Origin of the sequence: Sphingobium sp. D43FB (genome assembly GCF_002312805.1) — a bacterium.
GTDB lineage: Bacteria > Pseudomonadota > Alphaproteobacteria > Sphingomonadales > Sphingomonadaceae > Sphingobium.
In genome coordinates this window covers 113,391-131,319 of record NZ_NMUA01000010.1, presented here as the reverse complement: position 1 = coordinate 131,319, position 17,929 = coordinate 113,391, and the positions used below count along the sequence as shown (strand labels likewise).

Here is a 17,929-nt window from a genome sequence, read left to right as displayed (position 1 = left end):
TAAGATTTCAAGCCGGGATCGTGATTTCAATAATCACGGTCCGGCAATGCGGCCTGAACCCACAGGCTCCCAAAGCTGCAGGCAGAAGAATCAGGCTTCCCTTTCCCATCCTGACATCCGTTCCTGGATGCTCGACATCGCCATAGCCCTCGAGGCAGATCAATATAGCTGGACCGGCGCGGGTGCCGATTTCAAAGGGCTCGGCTGTTGTCACGCGCTCCAGCCGAAAATAGGGGGACTCGAGCATGAGCTCGCGGCGCACTGGACCGGTCGATCTCGTTTGTACGAGTGCCGGACGGACGGCCTGGCGATCCATGGCGATAGCTTGCAGCGCCTGGTCGATCTGGAGCGGGCGGGGCAGAGATGTTTTTGCGTCGATATGGTCCCAATCATAGAGCCGGAAGGTCACATCGCTGTTTTGCTGGACTTCAAGGACGACGATGCCATCGCCCAGGGCATGCACCGTTCCCGCCTCCACGAGGATGCATTGCCCCGCCTGCGGGGTGAACCCTGCGAGCAGCCCATCCACGGTGTCCATCGATAAGGCCCGCAACGCGGCCTTCGTGGCACCAGGCTTCAGGCCAGCATAGACCTGACTGGCCGGATCGGCCTCAAGTATCAGCCAAGCTTCGGTCTTGCCGGTTTCGCCCGGCGGGACCAGATCTTGATCTTGGTCCGAGGGATGGACCTGGACAGACAGCATCTTCGCGACGTCCAAATATTTCAACAGTAAGGGAAAGCGAGAGAAGCGCGAGGCCGCCCCGCCAAGCAGCATGACCGGCGAATGCGCCATCAGTTCTGGAAGGCTCTGGCCCGCCAAAGGGCCATCAGCGACGCGGCTGGGATTGTCGATCCGGTCGCTGAGCAGCCAGGCTTCGCCGACGAGATCATCGGCGGGAAATGGTCCGCTAATCCATTCCCGCAGGCGCTGTCCGCCCCAGATCCTATATTGAAGGATGGGATCGAACCGCAGGGGGTAGGCGGGTAACTCGTCACTCTTGCAGCGCAATTTGGACCACCATCATCAAGTCGGGCTTTCTTGCCTCTCGCCATGATGCGCTTTTCCCCACGGGATGCCAGGCTCGGAAGTTACTCAACCTTGAGTTCCGGCAAGCCGATTGCAGTGGGCGCCGCGGTAATGAAACACCATGCCGTCGCGCTGTTTGGCCCCGTGAGACCATTGATCCTGGGCCCAACTGTCTCGCGGCCATAGGTATTTTCCGACGCTGGCGAAGCGAGGGCCCGACGTCCAGATATCCGTTCTAAGCCGCCCGTTACCGCGCGTGAAGTCACCTAGCCGCAACCATGGCGACAAGCATCAAACCGATGACAGCAGGAAAGACTATATGAAGGATTGGAGCCAGTTGCTAACGACCAGAACGGGGTTCCGATTTCATGTCCGCCCCGCGACGCCTGCGGATGAAGCCATCATCTCGGAGTTCTTCACCCATGTTACGCACGATGATCTGCGCTTCCGGTATTTGACCGGACTGAACGAGATTGGGCATGATCGGGTCGCAGCGCTTGCGAGGGTCGATCATAAGCGCACGGAGAATTTCCTGGCCTTTGGCGAAGATGGTGCGCCCATGATCGCGACAGGGATGCTGGCTTGCGACCCGGCGATGGAACGCGGTGAAGTCGCTATTTCGATCCGCGACGATTTCAAACGCAAAGGGATAAGCTGGGAGATTCTGGCTCACATTGCGCGCTACGCTGAAGCGAAAGGCGTCAAAACGCTGGAATCGATTGAGAGCCGTGAAAACCATGCAGCCATAAATCTCGAGCGGGACATGGGGTTTACAGCCGAGCCCTATCCCGGTGACTCCACGCTCGTGCTGGTCCGACGTACATTGGGTCATGAGACCCATGTCTAAACCAGCGCTCCTGAGGTCCGACCTGGCGTCAGGCCGAGCATCGGCACCACATTTGTTTAGAGTGCCTAACACCCGTGATCCGGCAGCGCTGGCTGCCCTTTTGCGAACGCGACAGACCATCGCTCACCAGCAAAAGGATAGACGACCATGACATTTCGTCCATTGCACGACCGCGTGCTCGTTCGCCGTATCGAGGCCGAGGCCAAGACGGCAGGTGGGATCATCATTCCTGATACCGCCAAGGAAAAGCCGCAGGAAGGGGAGATCGTCGCGATTGGAACCGGCATCCGCAGCGAAGATGGAGCGATCATTCCTCTGGACGTGAAGGCTGGCGACAAGATCCTGTTCGGAAAATGGTCCGGCAGCGAAGTGAAGGTTGATGGCGAGGACCTGCTGATCATGAAGGAGAGCGACGTCCTGGGTATCCTCAGCTGAGTTCCGGCCGCTACGTCACCAGAATTTCAGGTCTCCGCGCCAGCGTCAAAACCGGCCGAGTTCGATATCCGATAATCCAAGAAGGTATATGACCATGTCAGCCAAGGACGTAAAATTCTCCCGCGATGCGCGTGAAAGCATCACCAGGGGCGTCGATATTCTCGCCAATGCGGTTCGTGTGACGTTAGGGCCAAAGGGCCGCAACGTCGTTATCGACAAAGGTTATGGCGCCCCGCGCATCACAAAGGACGGCGTCACCGTCGCAAAGGAAATCGAGCTCAAGGACAAGTTCGAGAATATGGGTGCTCAGATGTTGCGGGCTGTCGCCTCCAAGACCCATGACCATGCCGGCGACGGCACCACCACCGCTACCGTCCTTGCCCAGGCGATCGTGCGCGAAGGCATGAAATCGGTGTCGGCAGGCGTCAATCCCATGGATCTGAAACGCGGAATCGATCTGGCCGTCATCAAAGTCGTCGAGGATCTCAAGGCCCGGTCCAAGCCGGTATCGAACAATGAGGAAATCGCCCAGGTTGGCATAATCTCAGCCAATGGCGATGAGGTCGTCGGCCGCAAGATCGCCGAAGCCATGGAAAAAGTCGGCAAGGAAGGCGTCATCACGATCGAGGAGGCCCAGGGTCTCGAGTTCGAACTGGATGTCGTCGAGGGGATGCAGTTCGACCGGGGCTATCTCTCGCCCTATTTCATCACCGACGCGGAAAAGATGCAGGTCGAGCTGCAGGATCCCTATATCCTCATCCACGAGAAGAAGCTCTCGAACCTGCAGGCGATCCTTCCCATTCTCGAAGCCGTCGTTCAATCGGGTCGACCGTTCCTGATTATCGCAGAGGACATTGAAGGCGAGGCATTGGCCACGCTGGTTGTGAACAAGCTGCGGGGCGGCCTCAAAATCGCGGCCGTCAAAGCGCCTGGCTTTGGTGATCGGCGTAAGGCGATGCTCGAAGACATTGCAATCCTGACCAAGGGACAGCTGATCTCCGAGGATCTTGGTATCAAGCTCGAGAATGTGACGATCGAGATGCTCGGCACCGCCAAGCGCGTGACCATCGACAAGGATACGACCACGATCGTCGATGGCGCGGGTGATGCCGAGGCGATCAAGGGCCGCGTCGAGGCGATCCGGGCCCAGATCGAGAATACGAGCAGCGACTATGACAAGGAAAAGCTCCAGGAGCGCCTCGCCAAGCTTGCTGGAGGCGTGGCGATCATCAAGGTCGGCGGCTCTACCGAAGTGGAAGTCAAGGAGCGCAAGGATCGCGTAGACGACGCGCTGCACGCGACGCGTGCGGCTGTCGAGGAAGGCGTCGTTCCGGGCGGCGGCACTGCATTGCTTTATGCCAGTAAAGCCCTCGATGACCTCAGGGGCGTCAATGAGGACCAGACCAGGGGCATAGACATCATTCGCAAGTCCCTTCAGGCACCGCTTCGGCAGATTGCCGAAAATGCGGGCCATGATGGTGCCGTGGTGGTTGGCAAGCTAATAGATGGTAATGACCAGAATCTGGGGTTCAACGCCCAGACCGAGCAATATGAGAATCTTGTCAAATCGGGCGTCATCGATCCGACGAAGGTCGTGCGTTCCGCTCTGCAGGATGCCGCCTCTGTTGCAGGCCTGCTCATCACCACCGAAGCTGCTGTAGCGGAGATGCCGCAAGATGCATCGGCAATGCCCGCAATGCCAGGTGGCATTGGTGGGATGGGTTTCTAATCCGTCCGCTGTGATGTTGCCTGTTTGACCCTGGGGCCAAAGTAAGGAACTTTGGCCCCAGGGTCTGGTCTGCGCATTTCGGCAGCCGTTCTATCTGCCCTCAAACTGCCCCGCCGCATGACAGGAGAGCGTTGAGCGCTATGATACCGCAAGATCTGCCCATCATATGCGTAGGCGGATCCGCCGGTGGCCTGGACGCCTATGAGCGCCTGCTTGCCAATTTGCCGCTCGATCTTGGCGCCGCAATCGTTATCGTCAATCATTTGCGCACCGTCTCGACGCTCCTGCACGAGATACTCCCCGGCTACACGCAGATGCCGGTCGAACTCATCACCGAAGGCCTCGATATTCGGCCCAACTGCGTCTTCGTCATTCCGCCACAGCGAGATCTGCATGTCCTGAATGGTGAGTTCCGGCTGGAGCCGATCTCCAAGCCGCGCGGATGGCCTGACGTCATCACCGTTTTTCTGCGTTCCCTGACAGACCATTGGCACGGCCGGCTCGTCGCGGTGATCGTTTCTGGCTATGACGGCGATGGTGCTGAAGCCCTATGCGGCATCCGCGAAGTCGGCGGCATCACCATCGCGCAGATGCCGGATTCAGCCGGCCAACCCGATATGCCCAACAGCGCTATCGCGAGTGGATGCGTTGATTTTATCCTCACTCCTGAGAACATCGCTGCCAAGATTACAGAAATCATCCAACCGGCTGGCTGAACGTCCGATATCGCGGTGAAGGTTCCCCGTTTCAATTTGGCACCACAGCTAAGCTCGGCAGTAGGTAATTTCCGATCCTTCGACAGCGGGCTCCAGCCTTCTATCGCGGAAGGAGAGGCTGATCCAACATGGATTCGATCAGCGCCCCTTCCAAAGGATCCCTCAGGGGGGAACATCAGGAGACGAACCATGCCGGTAGAAACGAAATCCTTCCTGAAAGCGCGGGCTCGAACGGAAAGCAACAACGCAGCGCGCGCGACCGACTTTCCCGCTGCCTGGTCCTATTCCCGTCTCGCGCAGCTCTATCTCGACCGGTGCGTAGAGACGATGAGCACGCCAGAAGAGTGCGTAGGGTGCGAGATGGAGGCGATCTGTCTGAGCGTACACCCGCTGGTCGAGCGTCGATCGAGCAACGCAGTTGCCTGAGGCGTTGCGGGGCGGTCGGGCGGCTGTCGAAAAGCTCGCACGAGTTGACCGGCTGGCTTTGGCGTTCATTAGCCGGACGCCGGAGCAGGCATGCGCCGCCAGGAGGGACATCTGATGAGTATCCTGCAAGAGTGCTTCCCCCTTGCAAATGGCAAACCGATTCCAAAGATCGGCTTTGGCACTTGGCAAATCCCCGATGGCGACCAAGCCTATCAAGCCATTCTGGCCGCGCTGGCCAGCGGGTATCGGCTCATCGATACCGCCCAGGCCTATGGCAACGAGGCGAGTGTAGGTCGCGCTATGCGCGACAGCGGTGTCCCACGAGAAGAGATCTTCGTGACATCCAAACTGCCGGCGGAAATCAAGGATCATGAAGAGGTTCAGGCGAGCTTCGAGGCTACCATGAAGGCGCTAGACCTTGCCTATGTCGATCTCTATCTGATCCACGCCCCTTGGCCGTGGGCACAGATGGGCGCGGATTTCTCGACCCAGAACAAAGCCATCTGGCGGGTTTTCGAGAGGATTTATGCCTCCGCGCGCGCGGAGGCGATCGGTGTGTCCAACTTCGATGTGGATCATCTACAGTCGATCCTGAACGGATGCCTGGTCGATCCAATGGTCAACCAAATCAAATTCTTCATCGGCCATACGCAGAAGGAGATTTCCAGCTTTTGCCGCGACCACGCTATCCAGATTGAAGGCTATTCACCACTTGCGACCGGCGCGATCCTTAACAACCCGGCGATCCGCGACATGGCAATTCGTTACGAGAAGTCAGTCGCACAGATGTGCATTCGTTACGTGTCGCAGAAAGATGTGGTTGCCTTGCCAAAGTCGACCCACGCAGCCCGGATCCTGGAGAATGCAGACGTCGACTTCGCCATCAGCGACGAGGACATGGCATATCTTGACGGGCTGACCGAGACAGTGGGGGGCAATCATGGCCCGAAAATGACGAGCAGGCACACCCTATCGCTCAAGGCCGCTGGCTCATGGGCTGGCGCGTTGATCCCCCGCGCAAAACACAGACGATCAAGGTGAGATCATAGCTGCGCTGCCCTCAAGCGATGAACGCAGTGTCGCTCTTGCCATGGCCTACGCCATGCAAAGCCATCAAGGCGCGGGCCAGCACGCGCACGTCGAACTTCCCCTTATAAACGGCCGGTGGCTTGCGATCGAGGCCGAGCAAGGCATAGACCGCCGTCTGTGCGGATCGGATCGAATATTCGACCGTGAACACGACATCGTCTGGCAGCTCGCAATATTGGCCCAGCAAAGCCCGATCATGCGTGCCTGTCGGGATGACTGAAGGCCGGTCGCCATGTACGCGCGGCATGAACTGGCTGGTGATGAAGGGCATCATGCAGGGAATGCAGGTCGACGTCTCGATGATAGCGAGGGCTTCGTTCTCGATACCCAAATGGCCCATGATCTCAATCATGATCTCCCTGCCGCTGCAGGCCGACAGGGGCTTTTTGACGAAGTTACCGGGCGCATCGACTGACAGCCCATAGCCCCAGCAGACGCTGACGCCCTCTGGCTGGTCGATGAAATGCGGCTGATGCGGGATCACGATCGATGCCAGCCAATTGGATTGGGGAAAGGTGATAAGGCCTCCCTCGCCGGGCACGTTGCCGGTAAAATCGCGCACCAGGCGAAGGAAAGTCGGATCGCTCAGCGTCATAGTGAACGACGTCCATTTCGACTGGTCGATATTGCCGTCAAAGGCAGCGGGGCGACCGAATTCCGGCCTGCCGTCGGCGATTGTTTCCCAAAGGCTCCAGGCTCCACCATCAGCCTTCGTCGCGAGGTCTGGCGCTGCGTCCATCGTGCCCAGGCGCGACCCTTCTGTCATGGAGCCCAGCGTCACGAGCACAAGGTCGCCTTCGGCCATGGCGATGCTCGATCCCTCGCCGGCACGATCATAGAAGATTCTCTCGACGACAGCCTTGCCTTCGCGATCGTTCAGGCCGAGGTCGCTCACCCTCGTGTCCAAAGTAAAGTTGACCCCACGCTCCTCAAGCCATTTCTGCAACGGCCGCACCAGGGAGTCATACTGATTATAGACGGTGCGCATGATGCCTTCGAGCCGTCCAAATCCCGAGATCATATGGACAAAGCGCACGAGGTAGCGCTTGAACTCGACGGCGCTATGCCATGGCTGGAAGGCGAAGGTAGTGCACCACATTTCCCAGAAATTGGTCCGGAAGAAAGTTTGATCGAACTGGTCGGCAATGCTGGTCCGGCCGAGCATCGCCTCGGGTTCAATCGCCAGACGTTCGATCGTCAAGATGTGTCGCTCGGTGAGGCCGAACCTGGGATCCACCTCTCGCTGCGCGTTTCGGACCAATCGCGACTTTGATGATGTCTTCATCGTCTTGTTCCAGTCGACAATCTCCTGTGTGACAGTGGTCCTCCCGTCCAGGGTCGGTATCGATTCAAAGAGCTCGAAGGTGCAAAGATATTTGCTTTCGAGCATGCGCCCACCGCGCAAGACAAAGCCTGTTTTGGCTGAACCCGCTCCATCAAGGCTCCCGCCTAGGCGGTCGCTTTCCTCAAGGATGGTGATATCGCATCCGCGCATATCGCCGTCGCGGATGAGGAATGCGGCCGCCGCCATGGAAGCGATGCCGCCGCCTACGAGATAGGCTTTCCTCGTTCCCGCCGTGACGGTGCCGCCCTGGCGATCATTGGGCGCTGCTTGGGCGGCGTGGCGATGGTCCATGACGATGCTCCTTGTTGCGCCGCCAGCCCATCGCCCAACTGGGCCGGCTGTGTTCGGGGTTGGAGCCGGATAACAAATCCTCGCCGCCGCCAAAGCGTCGGAAAATACTCAGCATCGAAACAGCGGACCGCCATATCGGCGCTTTTCCCTCGCCGTGTCGATATATCCCGGCCTCGCTATCCCGCTGTCTCAACGGCAATGGGATCGGCGGCCGATATCGGTCCCAGCGCCGCTTCGTTCTGATGGCCATACGCGGCCGCCGCCTGCGCGCTGCGTGCCAGTTCGGGAAGCGATTTCGCCTCCATCTTGTGCATGATGGCAGCGCGATGGTTTTCGACGGTGCGCTGACTGATTCCCAGGTCCGCAGCGATATTCTTGCTGGGATGGCCGGCGAGGACCATGTCCATGACCTCGCGTTGCCGTGACGTAAGATCCGCGACATGACCGGCCGCGATCTCCTGCGCGGCATCGATGATCCGGATGTCCCGCGACTGGTTGATCGCCCGTCCGATGCTGGCTAGCAGTTCCAGCCGTCCCACCGGCTTCTCGATGAAGTCACAGGCACCGATCTTCATAGCCTCCACCGCAAGCCCGATATCGCCGCTGCCCGTGATGAGGATGGCGGGCAGGTGGTCGCCCCGCGTTCGCAATTGGTCAAGCAAAGCAAGGCCGCTCATGCCGGGGAGATGCGCGTCAATCAACAGGCAGCCTTCTGGCCCCGGGCGATAGCTGCCCAGAAATGCCTCTGCGCTGCCGAAATCGGCCACTGTGCGGTCATGCCCCTCAAGAACGTCTCGAATGGATGCCCTGATCTCAGGATCGTCGTCCACGACATAGACCATTGGGGCCGAGCCATCGCTTGTGGCCGACTCCACGCGTCGGGAAAGCGGGACGCCTTTGGGAACGAGCCGTTCAATCGCTGAAGTAAGATCGCTGGGTTTGACCGGCTTGCTTAGCTGGATACAATTTTCCGCCGCGATTTTTGCAAGCGTATCGCTCGATATGTCGCCGGTCAGAATGATGGCGGGAAGCGGGTGCTGGAGCGTGTCGCGAAGCAGCTTCAAAAGCGCGAGGCCGTTCACACCATTGGGGAGATTATAGTCGGTCAACAGGATTTCGGGCCGAATGGCCCCGGCCGCGATCAGTTTCAAAGCATTGGGGGCGTCCACGGCGGTCCTCACGATATGTCCATCGGTCTTGAGCAGCTCCTCGAGCAGCTCTAGGACATCGGGGTCATCGTCGACGATGACGATCTTGCAGCGATGGCGGGGCGACAGGCTCTCGGGCTCCTCCGCCTCGATGTCCGACATCTCGGGCTCCTCCGCCTCGATGTCCGACCCGCTCACGATTGATCCGTCATCTAGGCATGGCACGTTGATCGCAAAGACCGATCCTTTTCCAAGCTGCGACCGAACATCTATGGCGTGTCCGAGCAGATGTCCCAGCCGTTGGACGATGGAGAGCCCGAGGCCAAGACCTTGGCTGCGTTCTCGCGCTTCGTTTCCGACCTGATGGAATTCCTCGAAGATCGCATGCAGCTCGCCTTCGGCAATGCCGACGCCCGTGTCCCAAAGTTCGATCCTCAGATCCGGACCGCGGTGGCGGCAACCCAACAGGATTTTGCCACGCTTGGTATATTTGAGCGCATTGCCGAGCAGGTTGCGCACCATCTGTTCAAGCAGTGCCGGATCGCTCTCGATCATCGCTGAGCTCGGCAGAATATGGAGTGAAAGGCCGCGCGCCTGCGCCATATAGGCGAACTCGTCACGCAGCCGATCGAGCACCTGGGCCACCGGGAAGGCAATGGGGTGCGCTTCGACGACGCCGGCTTCGATTTGATTGATGTCCAGGAGAGCGTTGAGCATGCCCGACATAGCGCCAAGCGTCTGGTCGAGCCGGGCGATCAGTTTCTGCGGCTTCTCGCCTTCGACAGTCTGCGCCAGCAGCGACTGAAGCAAGGTCAGCGACTGCAGCGGCTGGCGCAGATCATGGCTGGCGGCCGCAAGGAAGCGCGATTTTGCCAGATTGGCGCGTTCGGCCTCAAGTTTTGCCGCCTCCAACGCCTTGGAGCTGAGTTTTCGTTCGGTAATGTCGGCAAAAGTGATCACGACACCTTCGACGCGATTGTCGTGCGCACGATAGGGGAAAATCCGCCTGACGAACCAGGCCGCGTCCGGTGCGCTCACCTCCCGCTCGATCGGGGCCTCATCCTGCAGTACTTTGCGCGCATCGATCAGCAGTTCGTTGTCGGTCGCGATCGAATGAAGATCGGCAAGCGGACGCCCCACATCGCCCGGGATGACGTTGAAAAGCAATTTGATGGCAGGTGTGAAGAACCGGATATTGAGATCCATGTCCAGGAACAGGGTCCCGACATTGGTGCTGTAGAGCACATTCTGGAGATCGTCCGAGGTCAAACGCTGGCGTTCAAGGGTTTCTTGTAGCTGACTGTTGAGGGCGCTCAGTTCCTCGTTCAAGGACTGCAACTCTTCCTTGGACGTCAGCAGCTCCTCATTCGTCGATTGAAACTCCTCGTTGACGGAAAGCGCTTCTTCATTGATCGCCTTCTGCTCCTGACTTGAGGTTTCCTGGTTCTCAATCGCCGTCTGGAGCTCGGCCTGGCTCGCCTCAAGCTCGCGTTCAAGCTCGGCAACCCGTGTCGCATCGGCCTTTTTCCTGGGTGAGGGCGCCGCTGTGTCCTGGATACTGTCTTCCACAAAGCAGACCAGCAGCAGATCCTCCCCTTCGCCCGGAAGCCACTGGACGTCGATATCGAAGACTATCGTTTTCCCGTCAAAGGTAAGCCGGGTCTTCCCGGCATCGACGCGCGGCTGTGCCTTGCTTGCCTTGTCGATCGCGAGCCTGAGCTTTGTCCGTAGTGCCGGCGTAGCCATTGCGAGCAGATCGAGCGTCGCATAGCCAGGTGCGATCCGCAGATAGCGGTCGGTCGGGCCCAGCGAGTAGAGGCACTGGCGCTTACGATTGATCAGAACGGCAGCGGGCGCGTGGCTCGCGAGGACCGCCCTGCGACAGATGTCAGCCAGGGTGCTCTGCCGCGCCGGGGGAGCGGTGCCATCGGATTTCCCGAGCAGCGGCAGGGCGTCGCCAAAACTCAAGGGGAAGCCAGGCTCCCCGGGACGGCTACGGATGGCATGACGATAGATACGGTCGTCCTTCGAGATGGTCTCGAACCTGCCGTCGGCATTGCCGACCGTTTCGGAGGAGCCAAGCAGTAGGATGCCGCCCTCCCGCAGGGCAAAATGAAAAAGGGCGATCACCTTCGCCTGCGCCTCGGGATTGAGATAGATGAGCAGATTACGGCATGAAACCAGATCGATTCTGGAAAAGGGCGGGTCGGATAATATGTCCTGCACCGTGAATACGACGTCGCCGCGCAGCGTGGTGGCAACCCGGTAGCCGACCTCCTCCTTCACGAAAAAACGCGCGATCCGGTCAGCCGTGACGGCGTGGCTGATGTCAAACGAATAGAGACCTTCCCGGGCGGTCGCGATCGCATCGGGATCGACGTCGGAGGCGAAGACCTGCAGTTTGATATCGCGATTGGAAGCAGCAATAGCGTCGCGGCAAACCATCGCGATGGAATAGGCTTCCTCTCCGGTGCTGCAGCCTGCGGCCCAAATACGCAGGGGCTGATGATCGGGGAGGGTCTTGATGATGTCGGGTATGATCGATTTCGCCAGAGTCTCGAAAACCTTGGGATCGCGGAAAAAGCTGGTCACATTGATGAGGAGATCCTTGGCGAGCAGTTCGCGTTCGGCGGGGTCCTTGCGCAGCAGGTCGTGATAAGCGCCCAGATTGCCGCGCTCGATGGACAGCAGCGCCATCCGACGCTCGATGCGCCGTTCGAGCGTCCCGGGCTTATACTGCCGAAAATCGTGAGAAGTCTTGTCCTTGAGATACGAAACGATCGCGGCGAGGCCCGTAGTCGGGCTCTCGTTTGCCACGGCGTATGTTGGCTGGGCGGGTATGTGCGCTCCAAATTTCTCGAGCGCCTCCGGCATCTCCTGGACCGGCAAAATCGCATCGACCAGTCCCGTGTCGATCGCGCTGCGCGGCATGCCGTCATATTCGGCTTCTTCGGGCTTCTGGGCTATGATGAAGCCACCCTTCGCCTTGAGCTCCGCTATACCGAGACTTCCGTCCGACCCTGTTCCAGACAGGATTATGCAGGCGGTGCGGGGACCATAAGTTTCAGCGAGCGACTTGATCAGGAAGTCGAACGGCAGGCGTGCGCCGTGATGGGCCTGCGGCGCGGAAAGATGCAGCGCGCCGGCTCGTACGGACAAATAGCGCGCCGGGGGAATGATATAGATTTCGTTGGGGAGGAGAAGGCGCCCATCGGTCGCCTCCGTGACCTTCATCATCGTGTGTTCGGCCAGGAGGTCTCCCAGCAGGCTTTCATGGGTCGGATCTAGATGTTGAACGATGATGAAGGTCATTCCGGACTGCACCGGGAGTGCGCCAATCAGCTTGCAGGCTGCATCGAGGCCTCCCGCCGAGGCCCCGATTGCGACAACCGGCATGACCGGCGGAGGGCCGCGCGCTAGTAGTGGAAGCGCGGCGTCCTTGATCGAAACAGGCGGTTCGGGAGGTGCGCTATTGCCCTGCAGCGCGATGGCCGGAACTTTTTTCGTCGCCATAGACATGACCGATCTCTGCTGGTGGATGTGACAAGGGGTAGCACATGTTGAGGCATACCCTTCACGACTTCGCGAGAAACGGCACTCAGGGGTCAACGCACCATGGTCAACACACCAGCGGCTTGAGTAGTTTCCGATGCTGAGGAAATGGCGCGACCTGGGGCAGTGATAGCCGCGAACCCCCATCGCTGTCCGCGCCATCCGGCGTGCGCCAGCATCGAGCTACCGCAATGGCGGCCAGGAGAAGCGATCATGTTTCCAACGCAGAACAGTTTGCCCGAGCAGATCCGCGGGCAGTCGATAGACCTGTTGAACAAACATCTCGCAGCGGCGATCGATTTGCACGCGCAGCTCAAGCAGGCGCACTGGAACGTGCGCGGTCCCGCTTTCATTGCGATCCATGAGCTGTTCGATCGAATCTCGGTCGAGGCAGAAGCGATGTCGGACGTCATCGCAGAGCGTGTTGGCGGCCTCGGTGGGGTCGCCAAGGGCACATTGCAGGTGGCAGCCGAGCGATCTTTCCTGCCACCCTATCTGCTGGGCGTCGGCCAGGAGGAAATGCATCTTGGGGCTATCGCCGCGGCGCTCGCCGCCTTTGGGACATCGGCCCGTGGCGCGATCGGTGAAGCCACCGCCTTTGGCGATGTCGACACTGCGGACCTCTTTACAGAGGTTTCGCGCACCACCGACAAGCAACTCTGGTTCATCGAGTCGCATAATGTGCCCGCTTGAGGCTCGCCTGCCCCTTCAAGGTCGACTTCGTGACGGGAAGGCGAATCGTCAAGTCCCTGTCGAAACCCGGTCCTCGAAGGTCGCGGACCAAGGCCCGGCGGCAGCGCCGACGAGAGGTGCCATCGCCAACTGGGTCTATGAAGGCGGCGCGGGCGAAGATGTCCGATGACAGAGCGTTTGCGTATCGTCCTCGTCGAGGATGATGCCCTGATCGCCATGGACCTGGCTGACCTGTTGATCGGCATGGACTATGACGTGCTAGCTATAGCTGGCACCGAAGATGAAGCAGTGGCTGCAGCAGAGCGCTACAAGCCGAACCTGATGATCGTCGACGCCAATCTTAGCGAGGGGACCGGCGTATCTGCGATGCGGCAGATCCTTGCACATGGGTTCATACCGCATTTCTATACTACCGGGGACCCCCAGCTGATCAGGGAACAGGTGAAAGACGCGATCATTGTCGCCAAGCCGTTCAACCTCAGCGGCTTGATGGGTGGGATTGCGCAGGCGAGGCGGGCTACCGCGTAGCGCGGATCGGTCAAACTTACGGCGGCTCGCCTGAATGCGCTAATTGGCCCGATGTCGTCTCGCTTGATGCTTAGCGAAAGGTCGGATCGCCGCCTGCTTGAGCAGCTCTGCGCAGAAGAGATAGGCGATCACCAGAAGCATGATGCCGCCCGTCATCGCCAGCGGGGGGACCTGGAAGCTGAGAAGTGGCGCCGCCGGCGTGAAGGGCAGGACGACCGCAACCAAAAGCGCGCCGAGCGATGTCACGGCCAGTATTGGGCGAGGCAGATCGGCCCAGGGCCGCCCATTGGTTCGGATAATGAAGATGACCAGTATCTGGGTCGCCATCGATTCCAGGAACCAGGCTGTCCGAAACTCCGGCGGCGATGCGTCGAACAGGAAGATCAGGCCGCCGAACGTCAGCAGATCGAACGCCGACGATAGCGGACCCATGATTGCGGCAAACCGGATGAGGGCGCGCATATCCCATATCTGCGGCCGGGCTACGGCTTCCGGCCGAACGGTGTCGAACGGTATGCCAATCTCGGAGATATCGTAGAGCAGGTTGTTGAGCAGGATTTGCGTCGGCAACATCGGCAGGAAGGGCAGGAACAGTGAGGCGACCGCCATTGAGAGCATGTTGCCGAAATTCGAGCTTGCGCCCATCCGGACATATTTAAGGATATTGGCAAATGTCCGTCGGCCTTCTTCCACGCCATCGCCCACCACGGCAAGATCCTGATCGAGGAGTATCATGTCGGCGGCGGCCTGCGCTACGCCGACGGCTCCGGACACCGACAGCCCTATATCCGCAGCTTTGAGGGCTGGTGCATCGTTGATGCCATCACCAAGATAGCCCACCACCGCGCCTCCTGCTTGTAGCGCGCGGACGATCCGTGATTTCTGGTCAGGCGCAAGACGGCCATAGGCGTCCACCAAACGGACCTGCACGGCAAGCGCATCGTCGCTCAGATGCGCGATGTCGGTGCCAGAGAGGACCGTTGCGGCGTTGAGGCCCACCAGCGTCGCGAGCCTGCGAACGACGACGGGATCGTCGCCTGAAAGAATTTTCAGACCTATCCCCGCCGCCTTCAGCCGGGCGATGGCCGCTGCGGCCGTTGGCTTTGGTGGATCGTCAAACGCGCAGATGCCCTCGAACACGAGATCGGCCTCGTCCGCCGTTCCTGGATCATGCGCCGCGCCGACCCATGGCCGCGAGGCGATGGCAATAGAGCGAAGGCCATCCTTCTCGGCCAGCGCGCGGACCTGAGCAAGCGCGGCGGCGCGATCGGTCACGCTCATCGCTACAACCAGACCCTCTTGCCGGTATCCGGCGCAGAGCGCCAAGATTGCCTCGGGCGCGCCCTTGGCGATCAGCATGGTGCCCTCCGTGCCACTCGCCAGCACCGATCCCAGACGCCGGGAGAAATCGAACGCATGCCGACCCAGCGACGTCCAGCCCTCGTCAGCCTTGGGATCCCCTGCAACAAGCGCCGCGTCCAGCGCGCCCCGATCGCCGCCCAGAATGGCAGCAATAGCGCCCAGATGGGCCGGTCTCGCGTCCTCCTGGCCCGCGTGGGAAAGGCTGTGCGCGAGCGTGATTTGCGCTGAGGTCAGCGTTCCGGTCTTGTCGGTGCACAATATCGTCATGGCGCCCAGATCATGGATGGACGCGAGCCGTTTTACGATCACCTTGCGCCGTGCCATGCGCATCGCGCCGCGCGACAGGGTGACGGTCGTGATCATTGGCAGGAGTTCTGGCGTGAGGCCCACGGCAAGGGCGACGGCAAAGAGAAGCGACTGCAGGACTGGCCGTCCGAAGAAGACGCTCGTGGCGAGGACGATGACGACGAGCGCCATTGTGAGGCGCGCAGTCAGCAGGCCATAGGCGCGCAGGTCCCGTTGAAAGGGCGACGCCGTGGCGGCTGCTCCCAGCGCATCGGCGGCCGCACCGAAGATCGTCGCGCGCCCGGTCGCCACCACCAGCGCGACGGCCTCGCCGGTCTGGGCGACCGCGCCACGGAACAGCGCACCGGTGGCCTGGCTCGCCGACAGTGCCGTAACCGCTCCCGACCTCTTCTCGACGGGATAGGGCTCGCCGGTGAGCGCCGCCTCGTTGGCGGTGAAGGCGGTACTCTCTATCACAAGCGCATCTGCCGGGATGATATCGCCAGCACGCGCCCGGATGAGATCGCCCGGAACCACTGTCTCGACCGGTACCTGCACGAAGGCGCCGTCCCGCCGAACCTCCGCGGTCAGCGCGACCGATTGCCGCAGCACGTCGGCGGCGCGGACAGCATGGCCCTCCTGCGCCGTATCGAGGCCGATCGACACGATCAGAATGACCGCGATGATCGACCCACCCACTATGTCTCCGGTCGCAGTCGACAACAAGGCTGCAGCCAGCAGGATGAGGGATAGGGGCTCGAGCAGGCGGCGCGCGACAGCGCGAACGATGTTGACCGGTTTGACCTTCGCGTCGGCATTGGGGCCATGTTGGTCCAGCCGCGACGCCGCTTGCGCGACCGTAAGCCCATCCCGCCCGCACTGGAGCGCGGCGCAAAGGGCGTCGACCGACTGCGTCCAGAATGGCGGCTCGCCCCTGCTGGTCCCGCTCGCGGGCAGGCGCGATCCCGATTGCGTCCGTGGGTCGGGTACGGCCTGACGCTGGGTCATGAATCGCATCTCCGTCATCGTGCAATATTGGGACGCCCGAACCGCGCGCCCGACCTCAACAAGCGTAAGGTCCGCTCGTAGCGCGGGGGCGAACCGATCCGAAAGGCTCGGAAATTACTCAATGGGCCGCGCTTATATCGCTGGGTCGCGACGAGCGATCGGCGCAGCGGGATGCTTGCTCCGCAAGTGCGCTGAGGGGGGTAGATCGGGCTCTGCCGATCTTGAGTAGTTTCCGACCCTGCCGGGCAAACCGTCAACTTCTATAGTCGGACCAGCCAGCCGAACGCCTTGCCGTTACGGCGAAATCCTTCCCGGCAATGCGTCTTGGACGCGACGACGGGCGGGCCATTCAAACCTATGGGACGTTCGATCATGAAAGCACTTGTGTATGACGGCCCTGGCCGCAAATCGCTGCAGGATCGTCCCAATCCTGCGATCCTCGCACCGACCGATGCGATTGTACGGGTCGCCAAGACCACGATCTGCGGGACCGACCTCCATATCCTCAAGGGCGATGTGCCGAGCTGCGCGCCGGGCCGGATATTGGGTCATGAAGGCGTGGGTGTCATCGAGGCCGTTGGGGCGGGGGTATCGAGCTTCAAACCCGGCGATCATGTCCTGATTTCGTGCATCACAGCCTGCGGTAAATGCGACTATTGTCGTCGGCAGATATACTCTCACTGTACGACGGGCGGCTGGATCCTCGGCAACAGCATCGATGGCACCCAAGCCGAATTTGTGCGCATTCCCTATGCCGACACCAGCCTCTATCCGATCCCGCAAGGGGCTGATGAGGAGGCGCTCGTCATGCTGAGCGACATACTGCCCACAGGCTTTGAATGCGGCGTGTTGAACGGAAAGGTGCAGCCGGGGGCAAGTGTCGCCATTGTAGGCTCTGGCCCGATCGGGCTGGCAGCCCTCCTTACCGCGCAATTCTATTCGCCTGCGCAGATGATCATGATCGACCTTGATGACAACCGGCTTGCAGTCGCAAAGACGTTCGGCGCTACGGACGTAATCAACAGCAGCGACGGCAATGCCCGCCAGGCCTTGATGGCAATGACCGGCAGCCGGGGCGTCGATACCGCGATCGAAGCGGTCGGCATTCCGGCGACTTTCGAGCTGTGCCAGCAGATCGTAGCGCCCGGTGGCGTCATCGCCAATATCGGCGTTCACGGCACCAAGGTGGACCTGCATCTGGAAAATCTGTGGGACCGCAACATCACCATCACCACGCGGCTCGTCGATACGGTCAGCACACCGATGCTCCTCAAGAGCCTGGGGTCCGGCAAGATCGACCCGACCTTGCTGATCACGCACCGCTTCAAACTCGATCAGATCCTCGACGCCTACGAGACGTTTGCCAATGCGGCCAAAACCTCCGCGCTCAAGGTCATAATCTCCACCTGATTGCCAGATCAGTGCCAGAGCTCCTCTTCAAGGACGAC

Annotated in this window: 13 protein-coding genes; 9 read left to right on the top strand and 4 right to left on the bottom strand. The window is 60.4% G+C overall.

Annotated elements, in window-relative coordinates; all coding sequences use genetic code 11:
• Nucleotides 1–7: 7 nt before the first annotated feature.
• Nucleotides 8–1,009, bottom strand: a complete 1,002-nt coding sequence (locus SxD43FB_RS10895; protein WP_217988788.1) for a type I phosphomannose isomerase catalytic subunit — start codon at nt 1,007–1,009, stop codon at nt 8–10.
• A 337-nt stretch (nt 1,010–1,346) separates the two neighbouring features.
• Here SxD43FB_RS10895 and SxD43FB_RS10890 point away from each other — a divergent pair, with 337 nt between their 5' ends.
• From SxD43FB_RS10890 to SxD43FB_RS10870, 6 genes are all read left to right on the top strand, one after another.
• Nucleotides 1,347–1,874, top strand: a complete 528-nt coding sequence (locus tag SxD43FB_RS10890; protein ID WP_096062185.1) for a GNAT family N-acetyltransferase — start codon at nt 1,347–1,349, stop codon at nt 1,872–1,874.
• Between the two features lie 147 nt (nt 1,875–2,021).
• Entirely contained in the window at nt 2,022–2,309 is a 288-nt protein-coding gene (gene groES / locus SxD43FB_RS10885) for a co-chaperone GroES (protein WP_096062184.1), read from the top strand.
• A gap of 94 nt (nt 2,310–2,403) precedes the next feature.
• Nucleotides 2,404–4,038: a chaperonin GroEL gene (gene groL / locus SxD43FB_RS10880; protein ID WP_096062224.1), complete on the top strand. Its 1,635-nt coding sequence runs from the start codon at nt 2,404–2,406 to the stop codon at nt 4,036–4,038.
• Between the two features lie 140 nt (nt 4,039–4,178).
• Complete coding sequence (locus SxD43FB_RS10875; protein WP_096062183.1) at nt 4,179–4,754, top strand: chemotaxis protein CheB; 576 nt, start codon at nt 4,179–4,181, stop codon at nt 4,752–4,754.
• A gap of 189 nt (nt 4,755–4,943) precedes the next feature.
• Nucleotides 4,944–5,180 carry a hypothetical protein gene (locus SxD43FB_RS24740; RefSeq protein WP_141249493.1) on the top strand — a complete coding sequence of 79 codons (237 nt, stop codon included), beginning with the start codon at nt 4,944–4,946 and terminating at the stop codon, nt 5,178–5,180.
• Between the two features lie 114 nt (nt 5,181–5,294).
• Nucleotides 5,295–6,221 (top strand): aldo/keto reductase, encoded by a 927-nt coding sequence (locus tag SxD43FB_RS10870; protein WP_096062223.1) that lies wholly within the window; start codon nt 5,295–5,297, stop codon nt 6,219–6,221.
• A 19-nt stretch (nt 6,222–6,240) separates the two neighbouring features.
• On the opposite strand, the gene SxD43FB_RS10865 is transcribed toward SxD43FB_RS10870, so the two are convergent.
• A complete protein-coding gene (locus SxD43FB_RS10865; protein WP_096062182.1) occupies nt 6,241–7,905 on the bottom strand; it encodes an oleate hydratase in 1,665 nt (554 codons plus the stop codon).
• A gap of 176 nt (nt 7,906–8,081) precedes the next feature.
• Nucleotides 8,082–12,572, bottom strand: a complete 4,491-nt coding sequence (locus tag SxD43FB_RS10860) for a chemotaxis protein CheB (protein ID WP_255245676.1) — start codon at nt 12,570–12,572, stop codon at nt 8,082–8,084.
• 246 nt (nt 12,573–12,818) lie between these two features.
• Between SxD43FB_RS10860 and dps the strand changes: the two genes are divergently transcribed.
• Together dps and SxD43FB_RS10850 are read left to right on the top strand one after the other, a co-directional pair.
• Entirely contained in the window at nt 12,819–13,298 is a 480-nt protein-coding gene (gene dps, locus SxD43FB_RS10855) for a DNA starvation/stationary phase protection protein Dps (protein ID WP_096062180.1), read from the top strand.
• A 165-nt stretch (nt 13,299–13,463) separates the two neighbouring features.
• Nucleotides 13,464–13,826, top strand: coding sequence for a response regulator (locus SxD43FB_RS10850; RefSeq protein ID WP_096062179.1), 363 nt, complete (start codon nt 13,464–13,466; stop codon nt 13,824–13,826).
• 39 nt (nt 13,827–13,865) lie between these two features.
• Here SxD43FB_RS10850 and mgtA read toward each other — a convergent pair whose 3' ends face one another.
• On the bottom strand, nt 13,866–16,481 hold the full coding sequence (mgtA, locus tag SxD43FB_RS10845; protein ID WP_096062222.1) for a magnesium-translocating P-type ATPase: 2,616 nt from the start codon (nt 16,479–16,481) through the stop codon (nt 13,866–13,868).
• A gap of 372 nt (nt 16,482–16,853) precedes the next feature.
• Here mgtA and SxD43FB_RS10840 point away from each other — a divergent pair, with 372 nt between their 5' ends.
• Nucleotides 16,854–17,891, top strand: a complete 1,038-nt coding sequence (locus SxD43FB_RS10840; RefSeq protein WP_096062178.1) for a zinc-dependent alcohol dehydrogenase family protein — start codon at nt 16,854–16,856, stop codon at nt 17,889–17,891.
• The last annotated feature ends 38 nt before the right edge of the window (nt 17,892–17,929 follow it).

Excerpts from the sequence above, each read along its gene's own strand:
- SxD43FB_RS10890 (WP_096062185.1), top strand. The coding sequence starts at position 1,347 with ATGAAGGATTGGAGCCAGTTGCTAACGACCAGAACGGGGTTCCGATTT.
- groES (WP_096062184.1), top strand. The coding sequence starts at position 2,022 with ATGACATTTCGTCCATTGCACGACCGCGTGCTCGTTCGCCGTATCGAG.
- groL (WP_096062224.1), top strand. The coding sequence starts at position 2,404 with ATGTCAGCCAAGGACGTAAAATTCTCCCGCGATGCGCGTGAAAGCATC.
- SxD43FB_RS10875 (WP_096062183.1), top strand. The coding sequence starts at position 4,179 with ATGATACCGCAAGATCTGCCCATCATATGCGTAGGCGGATCCGCCGGT.
- SxD43FB_RS24740 (WP_141249493.1), top strand. The coding sequence starts at position 4,944 with ATGCCGGTAGAAACGAAATCCTTCCTGAAAGCGCGGGCTCGAACGGAA.
- SxD43FB_RS10870 (WP_096062223.1), top strand. The coding sequence starts at position 5,295 with ATGAGTATCCTGCAAGAGTGCTTCCCCCTTGCAAATGGCAAACCGATT.
- SxD43FB_RS10865 (WP_096062182.1), bottom strand. The coding sequence starts at position 7,905 with ATGGACCATCGCCACGCCGCCCAAGCAGCGCCCAATGATCGCCAGGGC.
- SxD43FB_RS10860 (WP_255245676.1), bottom strand. The coding sequence starts at position 12,572 with ATGTCTATGGCGACGAAAAAAGTTCCGGCCATCGCGCTGCAGGGCAAT.
- dps (WP_096062180.1), top strand. The coding sequence starts at position 12,819 with ATGTTTCCAACGCAGAACAGTTTGCCCGAGCAGATCCGCGGGCAGTCG.
- SxD43FB_RS10850 (WP_096062179.1), top strand. The coding sequence starts at position 13,464 with ATGACAGAGCGTTTGCGTATCGTCCTCGTCGAGGATGATGCCCTGATC.
- mgtA (WP_096062222.1), bottom strand. The coding sequence starts at position 16,481 with ATGACCCAGCGTCAGGCCGTACCCGACCCACGGACGCAATCGGGATCG.
- SxD43FB_RS10840 (WP_096062178.1), top strand. The coding sequence starts at position 16,854 with ATGAAAGCACTTGTGTATGACGGCCCTGGCCGCAAATCGCTGCAGGAT.